Origin of the sequence: Paenibacillus hemerocallicola (assembly GCF_006265175.1) — a bacterium.
In the GTDB taxonomy this organism is placed as follows: Bacteria; Bacillota; Bacilli; order Paenibacillales; family NBRC-103111; genus Paenibacillus_AB; species Paenibacillus_AB hemerocallicola.
Genome location: NZ_VDCQ01000072.1, coordinates 1 through 18,871, shown reverse-complemented (window position 1 = coordinate 18,871; position 18,871 = coordinate 1). Strand labels below are relative to the sequence as shown.

At 50.2% G+C, this 18,871-nt stretch carries 14 protein-coding genes; 6 read left to right on the top strand and 8 right to left on the bottom strand.

The genetic code is table 11. The annotated features are described in order from the left end of the window. Positions 1 to 1,145: 1,145 nt before the first annotated feature. A complete protein-coding gene (locus FE784_RS33930) occupies positions 1,146 to 2,045 on the top strand; it encodes an acetylxylan esterase (protein WP_139606691.1) in 900 nt (299 codons plus the stop codon). Here the strand turns inward: FE784_RS33930 and FE784_RS33925 are convergent. Further along, positions 2,042 to 3,829 (bottom strand): sensor histidine kinase, encoded by a 1,788-nt coding sequence (locus FE784_RS33925; RefSeq protein ID WP_139606690.1) that lies wholly within the window; start codon positions 3,827 to 3,829, stop codon positions 2,042 to 2,044. The genes FE784_RS33930 and FE784_RS33925 overlap by 4 nt on opposite strands. A 6-nt stretch (positions 3,830 to 3,835) precedes the next feature. Next, a complete protein-coding gene (locus tag FE784_RS33920) occupies positions 3,836 to 4,612 on the bottom strand; it encodes a response regulator transcription factor (protein ID WP_139606689.1) in 777 nt (258 codons plus the stop codon). A 338-nt stretch (positions 4,613 to 4,950) separates the two neighbouring features. Here FE784_RS33920 and FE784_RS33915 point away from each other — a divergent pair, with 338 nt between their 5' ends. The 5 genes from FE784_RS33915 to FE784_RS33895 all read left to right on the top strand — a co-directional run bounded on the left by FE784_RS33915 (position 4,951) and on the right by FE784_RS33895 (position 10,573). Next, positions 4,951 to 6,285: an ABC transporter substrate-binding protein gene (locus FE784_RS33915; protein WP_139606688.1), complete on the top strand. Its 1,335-nt coding sequence runs from the start codon at positions 4,951 to 4,953 to the stop codon at positions 6,283 to 6,285. A 133-nt stretch (positions 6,286 to 6,418) separates the two neighbouring features. Beyond that, a complete protein-coding gene (locus tag FE784_RS33910) occupies positions 6,419 to 7,306 on the top strand; it encodes a carbohydrate ABC transporter permease (protein WP_246132311.1) in 888 nt (295 codons plus the stop codon). A 2-nt stretch (positions 7,307 to 7,308) separates the two neighbouring features. Continuing rightward, the gene (locus FE784_RS33905) at positions 7,309 to 8,148 is read left to right on the top strand and encodes a carbohydrate ABC transporter permease (protein WP_139606686.1); all 840 of its coding nucleotides are present in this window, start codon (positions 7,309 to 7,311) and stop codon (positions 8,146 to 8,148) included. Positions 8,149 to 8,193: 45 nt separating this feature from the next. Beyond that, entirely contained in the window at positions 8,194 to 9,264 is a 1,071-nt protein-coding gene (locus tag FE784_RS33900; RefSeq protein ID WP_139606685.1) for a Gfo/Idh/MocA family protein, read from the top strand. A 34-nt stretch (positions 9,265 to 9,298) separates the two neighbouring features. Next, positions 9,299 to 10,573, top strand: coding sequence for a nickel pincer cofactor-dependent isomerase, group 22 (locus FE784_RS33895; protein ID WP_218103859.1), 1,275 nt, complete (start codon positions 9,299 to 9,301; stop codon positions 10,571 to 10,573). A 449-nt stretch (positions 10,574 to 11,022) separates the two neighbouring features. On the opposite strand, the gene FE784_RS33890 is transcribed toward FE784_RS33895, so the two are convergent. The 6 genes from FE784_RS33890 to FE784_RS33865 all read right to left on the bottom strand — a co-directional run. Then, positions 11,023 to 11,574 (bottom strand): RDD family protein, encoded by a 552-nt coding sequence (locus FE784_RS33890; protein WP_139606684.1) that lies wholly within the window; start codon positions 11,572 to 11,574, stop codon positions 11,023 to 11,025. Between the two features lie 133 nt (positions 11,575 to 11,707). After that, positions 11,708 to 12,139: a GNAT family N-acetyltransferase gene (locus tag FE784_RS33885; RefSeq protein ID WP_139606683.1), complete on the bottom strand. Its 432-nt coding sequence runs from the start codon at positions 12,137 to 12,139 to the stop codon at positions 11,708 to 11,710. A 394-nt stretch (positions 12,140 to 12,533) separates the two neighbouring features. Then, a complete protein-coding gene (locus FE784_RS33880; protein WP_139606682.1) occupies positions 12,534 to 13,598 on the bottom strand; it encodes an amidohydrolase family protein in 1,065 nt (354 codons plus the stop codon). Between the two features lie 18 nt (positions 13,599 to 13,616). Beyond that, on the bottom strand, positions 13,617 to 14,663 hold the full coding sequence (locus FE784_RS33875) for an amidohydrolase family protein (protein ID WP_139606681.1): 1,047 nt from the start codon (positions 14,661 to 14,663) through the stop codon (positions 13,617 to 13,619). Between the two features lie 482 nt (positions 14,664 to 15,145). Beyond that, on the bottom strand, positions 15,146 to 16,177 hold the full coding sequence (locus tag FE784_RS33870) for a Cfr family 23S rRNA (adenine(2503)-C(8))-methyltransferase (protein WP_139606680.1): 1,032 nt from the start codon (positions 16,175 to 16,177) through the stop codon (positions 15,146 to 15,148). A 969-nt stretch (positions 16,178 to 17,146) separates the two neighbouring features. Continuing rightward, the coding region (locus FE784_RS33865) for a carboxypeptidase-like regulatory domain-containing protein (RefSeq protein ID WP_139606679.1) at positions 17,147 to 18,871 on the bottom strand (1,725 nt) is incomplete at its 5' end.

Sequence of the window (18,871 nt, the reverse complement as noted above, 5' to 3'; positions counted from 1 at the left end):
GCGGAAAGTAAATGGAGGCACGAACGGCGTACATGGACGCCAGCACGTAGATGCGTATAAAGCTCACTTTCGCAGCCTGAAAGAAGAAAAGCAGGGCTGTTCTCTATGCCCCTGCGTATATTTGAAGCCAACTTCGTAGTTCTGTCGATCGGGACACAAACGATGACTTTGCCAAAGTATTGTCGCTCAGCTCGTCGCGTGCCCATAATCTGTTAAAAGGTGAAACATCAGCTTAGTTGCTTCGTGAAACGGACCTTAACATCATGTCGATCGCCGAAAACGTTGGCATTCACGATTCGAGCCATTACTACCGCTTCCTCGATCGCCCGATCGATATCTGTCATAATGACGTAATCTTGAATACGAGCGCTTGTTCCGCGCCAAGGTCAACGATCGATTCATTTTCCCTACTCCCCCGATACCCGAAGGGACTACGACAAGGGATGTAGGCGACATTCGGGGAAGAAGTATTATTTTTTTGTCGTCCCGCTCTATATGGCGATTTCGCCGCGAATGCAAACCGACCTGCGGTTGTAATTGCCGCAGGTCGTGCTTGATCGAAAAAAGCCCGAAGTTGGCAATGCTTGATTCCTTAAGGAATTCATGAACCGTTACTCGTGATTATCCGCACTAACCTCCATTCACGGAACGCGGGCTTGGCAAGTACGTCCCGTTGCCCGCGAGCTGGACCAAAAACGTCTGGGTGGCCGGGCTGCATAGTAATTTGATGACTTAAACGTTGGCTTCGGAGAGACGGTTTGCAAACACGCCCAGGGGGAGCGCCGAAATACGGGGACGAAGCGGAACAAAAAGTTCCGCTATCGGCTCGCGAAGTCAGTGGAACGGGCCTTAACGGAACGATTTTTTCCGTTATTTCGCGAAAAAGCCTCGGAAACGTGCCCCGAGACTACAATAAAGGAACTAATTGTTCCGCTAAGCCCATTTTCCGATACCGTGATGCGGATTAGCGGAACTTTTCGTTCCACGCCCCCATTAGCAGGCAATTCTCCTACTCAACTACAAACTATTTCTACACAAAGGAGGGAATGCCTTCCTTCCGGAGAATCTAGATTGGAGGGGTTAAAATCGCTCTCACATCGGTCAAGCCCCCGGAATCATCAACCCTTACACCAAGGAGAATCGGAATGAACGAAACAAATGACGCTGCTCAAAGATGGCTCGATAGGATCGGCAAGCCGAATCACTATGACTACAAGCCCTATCTGCGGCTGATTCGCAAATTCGAGACGGCCGAATTTGATGGCGAGTTGTATGAGCAGGCAAACGGTCCGGGTACCGTGCAAAGGACATTATTGATGCTCCCGAAAACCATCAAAGAAAAATTGCCTGCGGTAGTCGTTCCGTTTTACTACCCCGACCGGATGGCCGGATATAACCCGGACACGCTCGAGCCGACCAACGAACCTAACCTGGCGATGGCTCTGCAACTTGTGCGCCGCGGATATGCGGCTGTCACGGCGGAAGCCTATCACCTCACCTACCGGAGCCTCGAACTGGAACGCCAAGATTTTTCGCGTTGGCGGCTGTCCGCCGACGCCCTGCTTCGCGACCACCCCGAGTGGACCGGTATCGGCAAGCTGATTGCGGATACGCGGCTTCTGGTGGACCTCCTATGCTCCGACCCACGCGTCGATAACGAACGTATCGGTATAGCCGGGCATTCGCTTGGAGGAAAAATGGCTTTATACACTGGCAGTTTGGACCGCCGTATCAAAGCTATACTGGGCAGCGACTTCGGGTTGGAATGGGATCGGACGAATTGGTCGGAACCGTGGTACTGGGGAGACAAGCTCGACAAACTGAAAGCCGCCGATATGGACCATGCCGAGCTTCTCCGCATCGGCGGACTCAAGCCGTTTGTGCTGATCGCGGGACTTTACGATGACGAAGGGGCGTTGGACGTCCTGAAGCGGGCCGGCTATTCCGATGCGTCGCAATATCTCTTCATCAATCATGCAACCGGCCATCACCCGCCGCTGGAAGCCCTTGAACAAGGATACGATTTCTTGCAAACATGCTTCTAACCATTCGACGGCACAGGTCCTTCCGGCGAAGAGGGAATCGACATGGACACGACCGTTCCGAAGCCGGGCTTGCTTCTGAGCTGCAGGCCGTAGGCTTCGCCATACGTAAGCTTCAGTCGCTTATCGGTATTGAATAAACCGATATGATCGGAATAGTCTTCCGAGTCTTTCAGCTTTTCCTTGATCGTCTTCATCGTTTCCGGGTCTATACCGGCGCCGTTGTCGATAATGGAGATGCGGAGAAGGGAATTCGCGGCAAAGGCTTTTACTTTGATCAGGCTTTTCCCTTCTTTCTCTCGAATCCCGTGATAGATGCTGTTTTCAATAATGGGCTGCAGGATGAGCTTGATTACCGTATGCCGGTTCACTTCTTCGTCGACATCCCATATAAGGTCAAATTTGTCTTTGTAGCGTACTTGTTGAATATCCGTATAACTGATCGTCCTCCGTATTTCCTCTTCCAATGTGACCCGTTCCTCGGGCTTGCTCAGAGAATAGTCCAGAAGATCGGACAAATTTTCGATCATTAAACTGACGTCGTTCTGTTTTCCCGAGAGCGCAAACGATTTCCAATAGATCGTTCTCAACGTATTAAACAGAAAATGAGGGTTGATCTGCGCCTGCAACGCCGTAAGCTCCATCGCCTTCATCCTGAACTTTTTCTCGGACAATGTAATTTTCAAGAAGCTGTGCTCGATAAACGTTTTCAGGATATTATTGATGATATAGCTGTATTCGTCCGTAATGCGGGTCGACATGGGAGGAAGCGGATTTCCGCTTTCCGCCGAATCGAGTATATGGACGATTTTGGATATTTGTCCGTAGTTTCGTCGCGTAATAATATAAGCCAGCCCGAGGCCTATTAAAAATGCCGCCACAAGCAGCATCAGCATGAGCTTGCCGAGCTGGGACGGGAATTCGTAGAGCGTATGCTGCGGGACGATCGACAAGTATTGCCAGCCATATCGATCGGATTGAAACTTGGAAATGATATAGTAACCGCTTGCAAATTTCAACGTAAAAAAGTTCAGGGGCGATTCGCTTATTTGATTCAGATCGATATCTTGGAGCAAGGCGGCATTCGAATTTTTAAATAGGACCTGCTTGTCCGCATTCATAATGAGCAGGCTTTGCTCGGGAAGCGGCGTAATGCTGGTAAGAATGTTCTCGATATATTGCGGCAATATATTCAGGATAATAACCCCGTTGCGCGAAGACATGCGATGGTAAATCGTCATAATTTGCAAAGGCTTTTCATCAAAGGAAGCCCGCTTGATTTCTCTCGCTTCCGTCCAGAACGTTTTGTTCGGATCTTGATTCCGGTAGCTTGCGTACCACGCGTTATCCGCCTCCTGAGCCAGGTTGACGACGCCCTCGCTGGACGAGAAAAACCGGCTGCCCCCGCTCTCGTAATAAACATAGATGGAATTAATATAAGGTCTTGCGCTGGGGTCGGCATTCATAAACCCCTTAATTATTTTCGTTACGGCATTTCTTTCGTAGGTGGTCGAGTAGCTTTGCAGGATGGCATCCATTTCAAACCCGATGTCGGCGTTTGTATCATAGACCAGACTCAATTGATCGATTTCGTTTAAAACAAGCTCGACGTTTTCCTTCGTTTGTTTTAATATACTGTCGTTATTTGTATTGATATTGTTTTTCAGCTCATTTTGTGTCAGCGCAATGGACGAGGCTCCATAAATGATTAACGGGATTAACAAGAGGATCAGGAACAGGGCTAGGTTTTTTAAAAAAAATTGTTTTTTCATAGGCTGTCCCGCCATGCCGTGTTACTCCTCCCGATTGACGTTTTCATTCGTTCGAAAAGCTCGCGGACTTTTGCCGTAATAGCTTTTGAACCTTCTCGTGAAATTTTTCACGTTACTGTAACCGACTATAGCGCTTACATCAAACGTTCTATATCTTACATCTTTAAGCAGCTCGACCGCCTTTTCCATTCTGACCGTTAACAGGTAATCGGAAAAATTTTGTCCCGTCTGTTTCTTGAACAGCTTGCTGACATAATTCGGATGCATATGCACAAGCCTGGCTACGTCGTCGAGCTCCACATCTTGATAATGCTCCTTGATATGGTTTTTGATGGTGAGGATCACCCGATCGTAAAAGTTTTGGACTTCTTCGGCATCTTCCGCAGCTTGTTCTTTGCCGGACGGATCGGTTGCATACGCTTCCTGATCGAGCTCGTCCTTTACCTTTTTAAACACGTTGACCAGCTCGCTGAATTTGGTTGATTTGACCACATAGCTTTTTACTCCGAAAGACAAAGCTTTTTGGGCGTATTCGAAATCTCTGTGACCGCTGAAAAAAATAATTTTGATTTTGGATTTTTGTTTTTGCAGCTCCTCGGCCAGCTCGATCCCGGTCATCACGGGCATTTTGATATCGCAAAGGATGACGTCGACGGTGTGACTTTTTACGAAATCCAGTGCCTGCTTGCCGTGCTCCGCCTGTCCGGCAATCTCGAAACCGATCTCGTCCCAAGGGAAATATTGGCAAAGCCCCGTTCTTATTTCGTATTCATCGTCCACTAAAAGAAGCTTGTACAAGTTAACTCCCCCTGGCGGTTTCATCATGTGCTTTTCATGGTATCCATCTCTATGCCGATCGTCAAGTTAATTTTAGGGCTGAAAAGATCGCGGCAGCAGCCGGACTCGCCAAATGAAAGTGCTTTAGGATGCGGTATTATCCCATTATGATCGGATAAAATCCGTTCGTGAGGCGATAATATCATTTCATGATACCCTTTTCATTCAAGAAGCCGGACAACTGGCTAAATAACGATACCTTAAGTGAATTGCGGTCCGTTATTGGAACAAGAGCCAGCTGTTATACTTAAACACAAGGTTGATCGATCACCGATAGAAAACAAAAGAGGAGGTCAAATATGAAAGGGCTTTCGAAAATAGTAAGCGCAGTATGCATCGTTCCCATGTTGGCTTTGGCGGTGGCCGGATGCGGTGGCAGCGATTCGTCTTCATCCTCTGAAGGCGCAAAGGCTTCCGGCAACAAACCCGTCACCTTGCGATTTTCCTGGTGGGGATCGGACCCGCGTCATAAAGCTACGCTGGATGTCATTGCCCTGTACGAATCGAAAAATCCGAATGTAAAAATCGAAGGCGAATATATGGGGGCGGACGGCTACAAAGAGAAGCTGATGACACAGCTGGCGGGAGGCTCCGCGCCGGATATCATGCAGATCGACCCGCCATGGCTCGCCGATTTTACGAAGCAGTTCAACTCCTTCGAGGACTTGAATCAACTGAAAAGCATCGATACGAAAAGCTTCGATGAAGCGTTCGTGAACAATTACGGTGTCGTCAACGGCAAATTGGTCGGTCTTCCAACCGGAATCAGCGGCATTACGATGCTCATCAACAAGGATGTTTTGACCAAAGCTGGCATTAGCCCCGACACCGTATGGGATTGGGATACGATCCTGTCCGAAGGGGCGAAAGTGAACAAGGCGGACCCGAAATCGTATTTCCTCGTAACCGACCAATTCGCTACGGTCGTGCAAATTTTGCCGCCCTATTTGAAGCAAAAGACCGGCAGCCAAATCGTCAAGGAAGACTATACGCTCGGGTTTACGAGGGCCGATCTTGTTGACGCTTTCATCTACTTGAAGAAGCTGTTCGATCAAAAGGTCGTGGAGCCTGCCGCTCAACAATATATGTTCAAGGCCAAATATTTCGAAAACTCCGTCTGGACGAACCAACAGGCCGGGGCGACGATCGAATGGATTGCGGCCCTTGGTCCCAGAAAGGAACCGTTCAAAAACTCGGCGGATGTCGTCCTCCCTCCTGTCGCCAAGGATGCCAAGGATACGGGAATTATTGTGAGGCCCGCTCAAATGATCAGTATCAACGGCAAGTCTGCCAACAAAGAAGAGGCGGCCAAATTTTTGAACTTCTTCTTCAACGATAAAGAAGCTCTTGCCATCTTGAAGGATACCCGATCGGTGCCTCCGACCGAAATCGGCAGAAAAGTAAGCGCGGATTCAAACCTGATCGATCCCCTCATCCTAAAGGCGATTGATTTGGCTACGAAAAAGCAAGGCATGGCGGACAATGTGATCTCGCTCAATATCCAGCTGCAAAATATTATGATGGATGCGGTTGAAAAAGTCGGGTTCGGCAAAGCGACGCCCGAAGCGGCGGCAGACGAGATGATCAAGCAGTTCCAGACCAAGCTGACCGAATTAAGAGCGGCGGCCAAATAAATTGTGAACGACTGTTTGGCGGAAATTCAGGGCAGAGCGACGTACCTGCTCTCTGACGACCGGGGCTTGCCGGAACCGGCAAGCCCGTTGTTGTCAGTCTTCTCCCTACTTTATGCGAAAGCTGGCTGATAGGATGAATTACAGGGATTACAGGAATTACACAGGATTGTTTTATATTTCGCCATGGATTATCGGTTTTCTTGTTTTTCAGTTTTATCCGATTTTTGCTTCCCTCTACTACTCTTTCACCGATTATTCTTTGGCCCGGGACCCGAAATGGATCGGATTGAAAAACTACACGGATATGTTTACGATCGATCCGAACTTTCTGCTCTCATTAAAGGTCACTATCGTTTATGTTTTGATGGCCGTGCCGTTAAAGCTGATTTTTGCTCTCCTCGTAGCCGTTATTTTGAATCTCAAGCTGAAATTCGTCAACTTCTTCCGGACCGTATATTATATCCCCTCCATTCTCGGAGGAAGCGTCGCCATCGCCATCTTGTGGAGGGCCATGTTCTTGAAAGACGGATTGGTCAACCATGTGCTCGCTTTTTTTCATATTCCGCCGGTGGAATGGTTCGGAAGCACGTATATGGCGCTATTCACCTTAAGCTTGCTGACCGTCTGGCAGTTCGGTTCCTCCATGGTGCTGTTTCTGGCAGGACTGAAACAAATTCCGCAAGAGCTCTATGAGGCGGGAACGATGGATGGCGCGTCCAAATCGAGGATGTTTTTTACGATAACCGTCCCCATGCTGACGCCGATCATATTTTTCAACCTGGTCATGCAGCTGATAACGGCTTTGCAGGAGTTCACATCCGCCTTTGTCGTCACCAACGGCGCGCCAATGAAGGGAACTTATTTGTTCGGGATGAAATTGTACGAGGAAGCGTTCTCCAATTTTAAAATGGGCTATGCCTCCGCCCTCTCCTGGGTCCTTTTTATCCTTATTCTGATTATATCCTTCTTGATATTCAGATCGTCCAAAAGCTGGGTGCACTATGAAGACGGAGGTCATTAACGGTGAGCATCAGGGGAAACCGCTATATTCAATATATTGTATTAATCCTGTTCGGAGCCATTATCGTGTATCCGCTGATATGGCTGTTTCTGGCCTCGTTCAAGACCAATGAGGAAATATTCGGCGCGGCGAACAGCTTCCTGCCGGCGAATTTTTCCTGGAAGGCGTATGCGGCCGGTTGGAAAGGAAGCGGTCAGTTTACGTACGGCGACTTTTTTATCAATACGTTCAAGCTGGTCATTCCTACGGTTCTGTTTACCGTTGCCTCCAGTATTTTGGTGGGCTACGGGTTCGCCAGATTCAAGTTCCCTTTAAAGAATATATTGTTTTCCATCATGATCTCGACGCTGATGCTTCCCAATGCGGTTATTATCATTCCGAGATATATTCTGTTCAAAAAATTGGGCTGGCTGGACAGCTATTACCCTTTCATCGTTCCGGCCATATTTGCCTGCTACCCCTTCTTTGTATTTCTGATGGTTCAATTTTTCAGGGGACTGCCCAAAGAACTGGATGAGTCCGCTCATCTGGACGGGTGCAATTCGTTTAAAATTTTGACCCATGTATTGCTGCCTTTATGCAAGCCGGCGGTATTCTCCGTGGCGCTGTTCCAGTTTATATGGACATGGAACGATTTTTTCAACTCCTTGATCTTTATTAACAGCATTAAGAAATACACCCTCATGCTCGGCCTTCGCATGTCTTTGGACGCGCAAGCGGCCGTAAACTGGGATCAGGTCATGGCCATGGCGATTGTAACGATCGTGCCGAGTATTTTGCTGTTCTTTTTTTCGCAAAAATATTTTGTGGAAGGCATTGCGACAACTGGTTTGAAAGGGTAACGATCCATCGAATGTCCGCAGAGGACCAATTAGGGAGGAATTTGGATGAAAGCTCGAGTAGGCGTAATTGGTGCAGGGATTTACGGGACGAAAATATTAAAGGCTTTCTCGTTCGCCGCCAAAATGGGAGACATCGAACTGGTCGCCTTGGCCGATCTGAAAGAGGAGGTTGTCGATCAGCAAGCCAAAGCGTTTGCCATCAAAGGGTACCTGGACTATAAGGAAATGCTCCGCAAGGAGAACCTCGATGCGGTCGCCATCGTCACCCCCGACTTCCTGCATCGGGAGATTACGCTGGAAGCGGCCAAGTACGGCGTGCATGTTCTGGTCCAGAAGCCGCTGGATACAAGCAGCGACGGCGGTCGGGATATGATCCGGGCGGCGCGGGAGAATAACATTATGCTGTTCGTCGATTTCCATAAACGATTTGATCCGGCGCATATGCAGCTCAAAAACGATATCAAAAACGGAAAGCTGGGCAAGATTCAGTACGGCTATGCTTATATGGAAGATAAAATCGTCGTGCCCTCCGTCTGGTTCAAAAATTGGGCGCAGCACAGCTCTCCGGCGTGGTTTCTCGGTATTCACTTCTATGATTTGATCTATTGGCTGCTGGAATCCAAGCCCAAGAAAGTATATGCCACCGCCAACAAGGACAAGCTGGCCGGCATGGGTATCGATACGTATGACTCGATTCAGGCGAAATTCGAATTCGAGAACGGCGCTCAATTCTCGATGGACTCTTCCTGGATTATTCCAGACGGGTTCCCGTCCATTGTCAATCAAGGGATTCGCGTCATCGGCTCGGACGGGATGACGGAAGTAGACAGTCAAGATCGCGGCGTGCTGAGCGCCTTCGAGGACGAAGCGGCCTCCATCGTATCGAACCCTTATGCGGCGCTTGAAGTCGAACGGCCGTTTTACGGCATCGCTCCGCAAGGGTACACCTTCGAATCGATGCTGTACTTTACGAAACTGATCGGCTTGCTGAAAAACGGAATGAAACTGGAGCAATTGGAAGGGGCTTATCCTTGCGGAGAAGAAGCCTTGGTGTCAACTCAAATGTGTGAAGCGGTGCATCAAAGCGTGAAATCGGGGCAAATCATTCAGTTGTAAAGGATCGGAGCAAATCAGGGAGAGTGATCGGCCGGTGACTGTTTTTTATGATTTGTTAAATGAAGTGCCTATTCCTAAAATGGTCAAGGTCAAGCAGAAATTCCCGCGTCCTTCGATTCCTCCGGATAATATTCCGCAGAAGATCAACGACATTTTGGGACAAGACGATATCTCGAGCATCATTCTTCCCGGCATGCGGATCGCCATCACGGTCGGAAGCAGGGGCATACGCAATATTGCTCTTATTACACGGGAAATCGTCAGGGTTCTGAAAGAAAAAGGAGCACTTCCCTTCATCATTCCCGCCATGGGCAGCCATGGCGGAGGAATTGCGGAAAACCAGCAAAAAATCATCGAGGAATTTGGCGTTACGGAGGCGTACTGCGGCTGTCCGATCAAGTCGACGATGGATACGGTGCAAATCGGCACGACGCCTGAAGGTCATTCCGTAGTCATTGACCGGTATGCTGCGGAGGCTGACGGTATTGTCGTGCTGGGACGCGTGAAGCCGCATACCGCATTCCGGGGGGAATATGAGAGCGGCCTCATGAAAATGATGGCAATCGGTTTGGGCAAACGAGAAGGAGCCAACGCCTGCCACGCGGCAGGCTGGAAACATATGCGCCGGTTAATCCCGCTTTTTGGAAATACCATTTTAAACCATGCCAAAATCCTGTTTTCCGTAGCCATCGTAGAAAACGCCTTTGATGAAACCTGCCTCCTGGAAGCGATTCGAAAAGAGCATATTGCCGAAAGAGAGCCGGAGCTGTTAGTGCAAGCCAAACAATTCATGCCGCGTATATGGATCGAGGAAACGGATGTATTGATTGTCGATAAAATCGGCAAAAACATTAGCGGCGACGGCATGGACCCCAATATTACAGGAACCTTCGCTACGCCCTATGCCAGCGGCGGGCTGAAGTCGCAGAAAGTGGCCGTGCTTGATGTTACGGATGAAAGCCACGGGGTTATCATCGGAGCCGGAATGGCTCATGCAACGACCCGAAGATTGTTTGACAAGGCGGATTTGGAAGCTTCCTATATCAACGCTTTAACCTCCACGGTTTTTGACGTCGTGCGCATCCCCATGATCTTGAACAGCGATCGGGCCGCAATCGCCGCGTGTATCCGGGCAAGCAATGAAATCGATGTTCGGAAGCCAAAAATCATTCGCATAGCGGATTCGCTTCATATGGAATATATTTATATTTCCGAAGCGCTTTTGGACGAGGCTGCCAGCCATTCGAATTTGGAAATTGTCGGAGAGCTGCAAGACATGCCGTTTGATGAAAACGGAAATTTGTGGTAATCAAGTAAAGTCGCCGCACCGTCCGCTCAAGACGCGGAGAATGAACCAGCTCGGGGTGTTGTTTAACAATATCGGCAATTCGTTCGAGACCGGCAGTGGCGTCGCCCGTAACGTTGACACCCGATATGCGACGCCATCCCTCCGCCGGGGCCGACTAGTAGAGCGTTCTAAAAATTCGTTCCCCGAAAGCAACCGTGCCCTCGAGAACACGGATGAGAAGGCCATTGTCGGGATTCAGGCCCAAGGAGAGCCAGATGATGTGGCCCCTGCGCCGTGGCCAGCTTCCCTGCTCTGTAAAGGGACGAACTTCGGAAATGGCGCACTAGCTTGCAACGACGCTACCAGCCAGGTGAACCGTCACGCCTTCCGGTGCCTTAATCGCCGTCGCAATTGTGCCGTCGCTCCGTTTCCGGTGCTCGACCGCGAGCGTACAAAACGGGGTCGGGAAGCTACCCGCCGCCCAATCCAGATCGGCTTATTACAGTTCCTGCGATCGAGTCATAAACCGTTTGTTTCTTTTTGCTCCATAGCGGGCTGATCAAATAAATAAGCACCAGACCGTAGACCGTCCCCAATAAAGAATAGATGAAATAATCCGGATACTCGGAAGGAAGCACCATGTGCCAAATGGTGAAATGAGCCAGTTCCCAAGGGAAAAATTTAAGGGCGGAACGAAAGAGCGAGGTTACGAGTCCGATCGGTTGACCATGCACGCCCGCCACCGCAATCCCCATTTTTCGTTTCCCCCATGTTGCGTGCGATTTCGTCCCCTCGCATATGGCAAAATAAAGATAGACGGGCAGTGTAATGAAGAGAAACCCGGAAATCTCTGCCAACAAGGGACTTGTCGTAAATAGCGGACTCACCAGCGGTCGCGCAGGAAAGGATACTCCGATCAGTAGGAGGATATAACCCAAAATGATCACATAATCCCACAAGAAGGCAACGATGCGGGTGCGAAACGGTACGCTCTTCGGACTTTCATCTATCCGTTCGTCCACTGGCTCCAGCCTCCCTATACAGGCAAGTATGACAGCAGCGATATGGATGTCAAGACGGAAAACAAGTCGCTGGTTTCCATACTAAACTGCGCGTTAGTTTCAACAGGCTGCTGGTGATGCAAGCAAGGTCTGATCATTCGTACCTCATTAAACAATATAAACCTTCTGCGCTCTCAGCTTCCTGTTCGATGGTCCATTGGTTTGATAAATAATAATTCAAAGCGTCGGTATTTGCCTTTACACATTTAAGGGTTAATGGCAGCCCTAATCTTCTGCTCACTTCTTTTACAAGAGCTGTTCCTATACCACGACCCTGGAACTCTTTTCTAACAAACAAATTATGTATAAATCGGTCCGGCTCCCACACGGATACGAATCCTGCAAGTTCGTTCTCTATAAAGGCGGCAAGTATTAATTCATCCTTCGTGCTTTTATCAAAATCGGATAAACTTAATGTTAGAGGATCCACCCAGTGGAAAGAATCGCGACGGACCGTAAAGAAGATGTCACGCAATTTTTCATAGTCGAAGTCTTTAGCTTCTGCAATGGTCACCTTATCCTGCATGTTGTACCACCTCGATATTGATTATCATAATGGATCGTAAGCAATGCGGTCAAAAACGATATGGTGCTTCCGATTGTTTTTTAACAAATGACAGCCACTAGGCCGTCTGATCCATCATTTTCGCCAAAAAGCAATGATTGAACATGAGAATTCATTTGTAAGCAACATGCAATCGTCATAGTAAGATTGTCTTCAACGCCTACTATCTGCTATTCTCCTATTCTGTTACTCTCAATAAGCTTGCCGGAGTTTCGGACTTGAACGATTCTACGACTCAATTTTATAAAAAGACAGCGACGGCTGCAAAAAGTGTCAAACCGGCGAAAACGAACCAAGCCTCCATCGCCGCTGGGCTTTGGAAGGCTTGGTTTGCTTACATTAATTGGAAGGCAATTTACAAGTTATATAATTTTTTGGCGTTATCGTAATATATTTTTTGCTTATGTTCCGGACGCAGCTTCTTCAAAATTTCCGTCGGCATATCGTTATCCCAATGCGGATAGTCGGTCGAGAACATAAGGAAGTTTTCGGCGTCGATCATGTCGAATATAGTCATTAGCTGCTTCGGATCATCCGGCTCCTCGATCGGCTGCGTAGATAAATAGCAGTGATCGCGAATATATTCGCTCGGCAATCGTTTCAGCCACGGCATCGTAGCGCGCAGCTGCTTGTAAGCTTTGTCCATCTGCCACATCAGTCCCGGCAGCCAGGCGATGCCGCCCTCCAGCAATACAAACTTCAGTTTCGGAAATTTCTCGAACACGCCTTCGCATATTAAGCTGGTCAGTTGGGCCATATAGTTTTGGGACAAGCTGGTGTGCCATTCCAAGTACCGGGTCGGATAGCCGTGCCCCGTCGGCGGCGGCGTTCCTCCGGCGCCTTCGTTGCCCGGATGAATCGCTACAGGCAGACCGTGTCGGGAAGCCGCCTCATAGATCGGGTAAAAATTGCGTTGGCCGAGCAAGTTCCGCTGGCCGCTGCACATAATGACGCCGACCATCTTCGGGTGATCGGCCATCCGGTCGATTTCTCTCGCCGCCAAATGGGCGTCGAACGAGGAAACGAGTATCGAACCGACATAATGCTCATGCTTCGTATTCAGCCAATATTCGACGAGATGATCGTTATAGGCCGAGGCGATAGCGGCGGAAAAATCCGGATCGTGTCCCGTAGAAATGCCCATCATATCGCCGGTTAAAACAACGCGTTCGATATTGTACGGTTTCAGCAAGTCTTGAACCATAAAATCCGGGTCGGAAGCTGTAGGACCGCCGGACGGCGGACGGCAATCTTGACGGATTACCCCAACCGGGTTGTGCAGGTTCATGCCCGAGCCGCCTGAGCCCGTTTTGGCGTACCGCGATTTCCACGGCTCCGGCAAGTACGGAAGCAGCGCTTGCCCGCTGGGCAGCATTTGATGCACATCGACGTCAATGACTTTCTGTATTTGACCTGCCATCGAATCGGACAACTCCTCTCATAGCCGATACAGCTTCTTGGCGTTATCGTAAACTATTTTTTTCCGCGCTTCCGGGCTTAAACGATTCAATAAGTTCGTCGCCGTACCGTCGTCCCGGTTCGGATAGTCGCTCGAATAAAGCAAAACGTTCTCGGCGTCGATCATATTGAACAGATCGAGCATATTTTGCGGGTCGTACGCTTCTTCCAGCGGATTCGCAGAAAACAGGAAATGGTCGCGAATATATTCGCTCGGAAACCGTTTCAGCCACGGCACCGTAGAGCGCAGCGCCTTGTAGTTTTTATCCAGCCGCCATAGCAGATGCGGTACCCAGGAGACGCCGCCCCCGAGCATCGCGAATTTCAAATTCGGGAACTTCTCGGGAACCCCCTCGCACACCAAGCTGATCATGTGTCCGAGGAAGCTTTGCGAGGTACGCAAATGATATTCCATAAAATGGGTCGGATAGCCGGACGGCGTCGGCGGATACGTCCCGCCCCCTCCGTCTGCTCCCGGATGAATCGCGATCGGAAGACCATGACGCGCCGCCGCTTCGTAGATCGGATGAAACCGTCGCTGCCCGAGAAGCCCTGGCTGGGCCGTGCTTAACACGACGGCTGCCATCGACGAACGTTCGGCCATCCGGTCGATTTCCCGCACCGCCTGAAACGGGTCTTGCGTGGCGACGACGATTGTGCCGCGGAACGACGCATGCTTCGGCAGCCAATCGTTCGCCATATAGTCGTTGTAGGCGCTCGCAATCGCCGCTGCATGATCGGGATCGACCAGTGCCGATACGTCGAAATAATGGCCGGTCATGATGGCGAATTCGATATCGTTCGGCTCGATCAAATGCTGCACGATATAATCGGCGTCGGAAGCGGCCGGCCCGCCGGACGGCGGTATGCTGTTTTCGCGTTTGAAATCGATCGGCGAAGGATAACCGCTTGTGGGCAGCCCGGCCCCTTGGGATTTCCACGGCTGCGGAAAATAGGGATAAATATCTCTCGGGCTTTTCAGCGCATTATGCACATCGACGTCGATCTTTTTCATAGTGGCGCTCATCTGTTCTAACTCCTCCCCCGAATCAACCGCTGCATATAAAGTTTCCTGGCGTTGCTACTGCCTAGGCCCGACGCATAAGCAGCAGCAGCAATCTTGTCATCATTCATTGTAAATCGCTTGCTAACAGAATACGATTGGTAATCGTTCATTTTCTTTAGTAATTCTTCGATTCCCCTATATTGATTTATCGATGGTTCGGCGGTATGCACGATATGACAAACAAGCCCCGGCACCGGGGCTTGTTCGCATTTTGATAACGGAGGATTTTAGGCCGACTTACGGCCACTCGTCCATATGGAACTAATTAGGCGATGCACTTCTCACCGTTCCTGCATGCCCTTTCCGCTGTTCCAATCTACCGGCTCCTCTCTTTCCTTCTTATCTGAAACTACAAACACGGTTGCCATTTTCAGGGCAGCCGTGTTTTCTTCCAGCTGGCGGACCGACGGAGACCGGAGAACAAATTAAGTTTTCAACATCGATTATCTGGTTCGGTATAACTGACCGCAAGCCGCGTCAATGTCCGATCCGAATTGGGTTCGAACCGTGACGTTGATTCCCTTCGACTTTAAGACCCAAACGAACTTTTTGATCCGGTTTCGGTCAGATTGCCCGAAGCTTTCGGGCGTTACATCGGTTGAATTGTAGGGAATCAGGTTGACGTGATACAGATGCTCCCCAGATCCCCTACCCCGCAGCAGAACGGCAACCGCTTCCGCATGCTCAGTCGAATCGTTAATCCCTCGAAGCATAATATAGGCGATATATACTTTTCTCCCCGTATCCCGGATATGCCGGTCTAACGCCTTCATCACGTCATGTAACGGGAAGCGGTCGTTGATTGGCATCAGCTCGCTTCGCTGTTCATCAAACGGCGAATGCAGCGAGAAGGTCAGGTTGACCTGCGGGAACTCCCTTGTCAGCCTGTCAATGCCCGGCATAATGCCGATCGTGGAAACCGTAATTCTTCGATGGCCTAAACCAAATATACGCGGGTCGGTCAAAATCGTTAGCGCATCGAAAATATGCGGGTTCGCTAGAGCCTCTCCCATTCCCATAAATGAGATGCTGTCCAAAGTTTGGCCGTTCAAATGAAAGTACAACAGTTGGTCAGTTATTTCATTAGCGTTAAGATTTCGTTTCAAGCCGATAGCGCCGGTGGCACAAAACCGGCAGCCGAATCCGCAGCCGCACTGGGAGGAAATGCAAAACGAATTCCATCCACGCTGATAGCTAAGTCGAACTGTCTCCACTCGCTCTCCGCCCGCAATGGCAAACAATACCTTGCTGACCTGCTTCGACGATTTTTCGAGTATCGGCGTAACGCTGGAGACGTGCCGACCAAGCGTCCGAATCAATTCGTCGCGCAACACCTTGGGAAGCATGGTCATCCGTTCGTATTCGCCGATTTTTCGCTTGAATATCGCATCCAAAATTTGCAGATACCGAAATTCGGGCAACTTCAGATCCGACAACATTTGTCGAATCGTTTCGTATTTCGAGGTTGGTTTCATTAATTCTCCTTCCAGCCGGAGAACAACGCTAAAAGCATCCGTAACCTTTGCTTTCGAGCGTCCATTAATCAACTATGCTGGAAAGGACACGAAGCGTATGCAGACTGATTCGCTACGTGCATTTGTCGATAAATGGATAAATCTCCGGCATTCGTGTAATTTTATGATGAACCGCGTCAATCGACAGTGACCGGTTCACTTGATCATCTACAACCTCAATCATCATCGCTTTCATCCTCCTAGAAATAGTTAGCTTTTCAAATCAACGATCTTTGATGTTGTCTCAGCTGCCTTCATGGGCAAACGTCAGTTTCATCACCATGAACTCCTTTTGATAAATAAAAAAGCTACAAGAAAGTTACCTTTCTTGTAGCTCAATGAAATACAGCGATTCAAGCCGATACAGGCCAAATCAGAATATATTTATTGAGTGAAAAGAATAAGTAACTTTCTTGCCGGATAAAGAACAGAACAGAGCTTGATTGTTCTTTAAGCGGTAAGCAAGAAAGATTACATTATCCTCTTCATCTCCCATCGTTAAGCGTTAGCGAAATTCTAACATACCTTATTTCCCAATGCAACCAAATAGCGGGACGACTCATTGGCTAGGCGGAAGATAAAGTAAATTTGCGATGCAGATATCCTTTTACTTCGTATATGAAAGATTGATTAATACAATCCGGCTCTGGATACGGGAGCGGCGTATCCACCCGGATTTGCAGCCGCTGAAGCGGTGAAGGGCGGGGCGGTCAGCCGCCCCGCGTATCACTGTTACGTCGCGATCCCTGCACGCTTAAGGACAGCCGCTCCGCCTCCTATTCATCAAATTCTCCCAGCCAGCCTTTGGTCCAATCGGCTCATTTACGCAACAACAATCTCCCTATTTTGTTCCAGTATTACTTCTTGCGTATGATGCCGATCCACCACTTTCGTCTCGAAGCTGTTGCGCAGCCCAAACAAACAACGAGGTTATGGCTCGTTTATCGCCCGAAGCGCGTCAAAGTGAACCAAATAGTCGCTGGAGGCGGGGTTTTTCTCGCCGATCCGCTCGTATCGGATCGTATGCAGCCCTGCCGGCAGCTCTCCCGTATCGAATATGACCTCCTGCGCCTTCCAGCTTGCGAGGTAGTTGTCTACGGTCGTCCGGTACTCGCCATCGATGTAAATCGCGGCTTTGCCGTGCGTATGAAAGCGAATGCCGAGCAGTTGCGCCCTTTTCCCGTAAAACGGAATGTCGACATAAGCCCCATCGTTCATCGCAGTCACCGCGCTATTGCCAATATGCCGAATGTCATTGCTTGTGGTATACCACGTACCGCTATAGTAGACAACCGGTCCTGCGCTGTCTACAATCGTTTCGTCGGGATCGATCACGGGAATCGGCGGAAGCGCTTCGGATACGTCGCCCTTCGCATCGATCGCATACACGCTGTACAGCCCCGGCGAAAAACCGATCGTGTCGAGCAGCCCGTATGCCGCAGCCGTCACCGTTACGCTTGCTCCGTTAGCTGCTGCCCCTGCCGCTTCAATCGCACTGCGGGACACGCTCGTGCTTCGCGGGACAAGATAAAGGGTAGCGCTCTTGGAGCTTGCTGCCGCTACCGGCGTGCCGATGGCAACCGGTCCTTCCCCGACGCGATTCGCAATAGGAGGCAACTGCGCCGCAGTCATGATACGCAACGCGTCGAAATGGATGAAATAATTGCTGGAGGCGGGGTTTTTCTCGCCGATCCGTTCGTACCGGATGATGTGCGCTCCCTCCGGCAGCGGTCCCGTATCGAATATGACCTCCTGCGCTTTCCAGCTTGCGCGGTAGTTGTCTACCGTCGTTCGGTACTCGCCGTCGATATATATCGCGGCTTTGCCGTGCGTATGAAAGCGAACGCCGAGCAGCTGCGCCCGTGAGCCATAAAACGGAATTTCGAGAGAGGCTCCGTCCGTCGTCGCCGTCACGGCGCTGCTGCCGATATGCCGGTCGTCATTGCGTGTCGTCGCCCATGTCCCGGCATAACGAACGAGCGGATCTTCATTGTCCACGACCGATTGGTTGGCCGATAGCAGCAGCACGGGCGATCCTGCCGATACGCGTCCGCGTCCGTCTACCGCATACAACATATACCGCCCCTCGACGAAGCCGGATGTATCGAGGAAAGCCGGGTTATGGGCCGCAACCCCGGTGCGGACGGCGTACACCGAAGTGCTGACGGCAGCCGCTTCGAGCTGCGCCGGCACCGGGAGCACCGATTCCGGTACGAGGTACAGCCATCCGTCGCGGGACACCGTCGCCTGTACCGGTTCCCCGATTCCCTCGCCTACCGCCGGCGTACCGGTCAACACCGGAGGCGAGCTGTCCTCCAGCTCAAGCATGATGCTCACAGTTTGACCTGCTTCTACATAGACGGCATCCGAAACTGTCGTGCGATAGTCGTCTTTCCTTGCCGTTATCCGTTGCCAGCCGCCAGGAACCCGAGGCATCACGAAGGCACCGTCCGGCCCGGTTACGACTGATAAAACGCCGTAGCCGCTCACATTCACATTCGCGCCTTCCAACGGTTCAAGACCGGGACCATACACCGTTCCGCTTACGGTTCCCGCTGAAGGTTGCGGAAGAGCAACAAACCCGCTTGACTCCAGATTGGCAATATGCAGCGCGTGAACGCCGGTCCACTGCTTCATCGGAAAATACAGCTGCCG

Bases quoted from the DNA above. Each gene is read 5' to 3' on its own strand.
- FE784_RS33910 (WP_246132311.1), top strand. From the start codon at position 6,419: ATGAATTACAGGGATTACAGGAATTACACAGGATTGTTTTATATTTCG.
- FE784_RS33880 (WP_139606682.1), bottom strand. From the start codon at position 13,598: ATGGCAGGTCAAATACAGAAAGTCATTGACGTCGATGTGCATCAAATG.
- FE784_RS33915 (WP_139606688.1), top strand. From the start codon at position 4,951: ATGAAAGGGCTTTCGAAAATAGTAAGCGCAGTATGCATCGTTCCCATG.
- FE784_RS33900 (WP_139606685.1), top strand. From the start codon at position 8,194: ATGAAAGCTCGAGTAGGCGTAATTGGTGCAGGGATTTACGGGACGAAA.
- FE784_RS33870 (WP_139606680.1), bottom strand. From the start codon at position 16,177: ATGAAACCAACCTCGAAATACGAAACGATTCGACAAATGTTGTCGGAT.
- FE784_RS33875 (WP_139606681.1), bottom strand. From the start codon at position 14,663: ATGAGCGCCACTATGAAAAAGATCGACGTCGATGTGCATAATGCGCTG.
- FE784_RS33930 (WP_139606691.1), top strand. From the start codon at position 1,146: ATGAACGAAACAAATGACGCTGCTCAAAGATGGCTCGATAGGATCGGC.
- FE784_RS33885 (WP_139606683.1), bottom strand. From the start codon at position 12,139: ATGCAGGATAAGGTGACCATTGCAGAAGCTAAAGACTTCGACTATGAA.
- FE784_RS33925 (WP_139606690.1), bottom strand. From the start codon at position 3,829: ATGGCGGGACAGCCTATGAAAAAACAATTTTTTTTAAAAAACCTAGCC.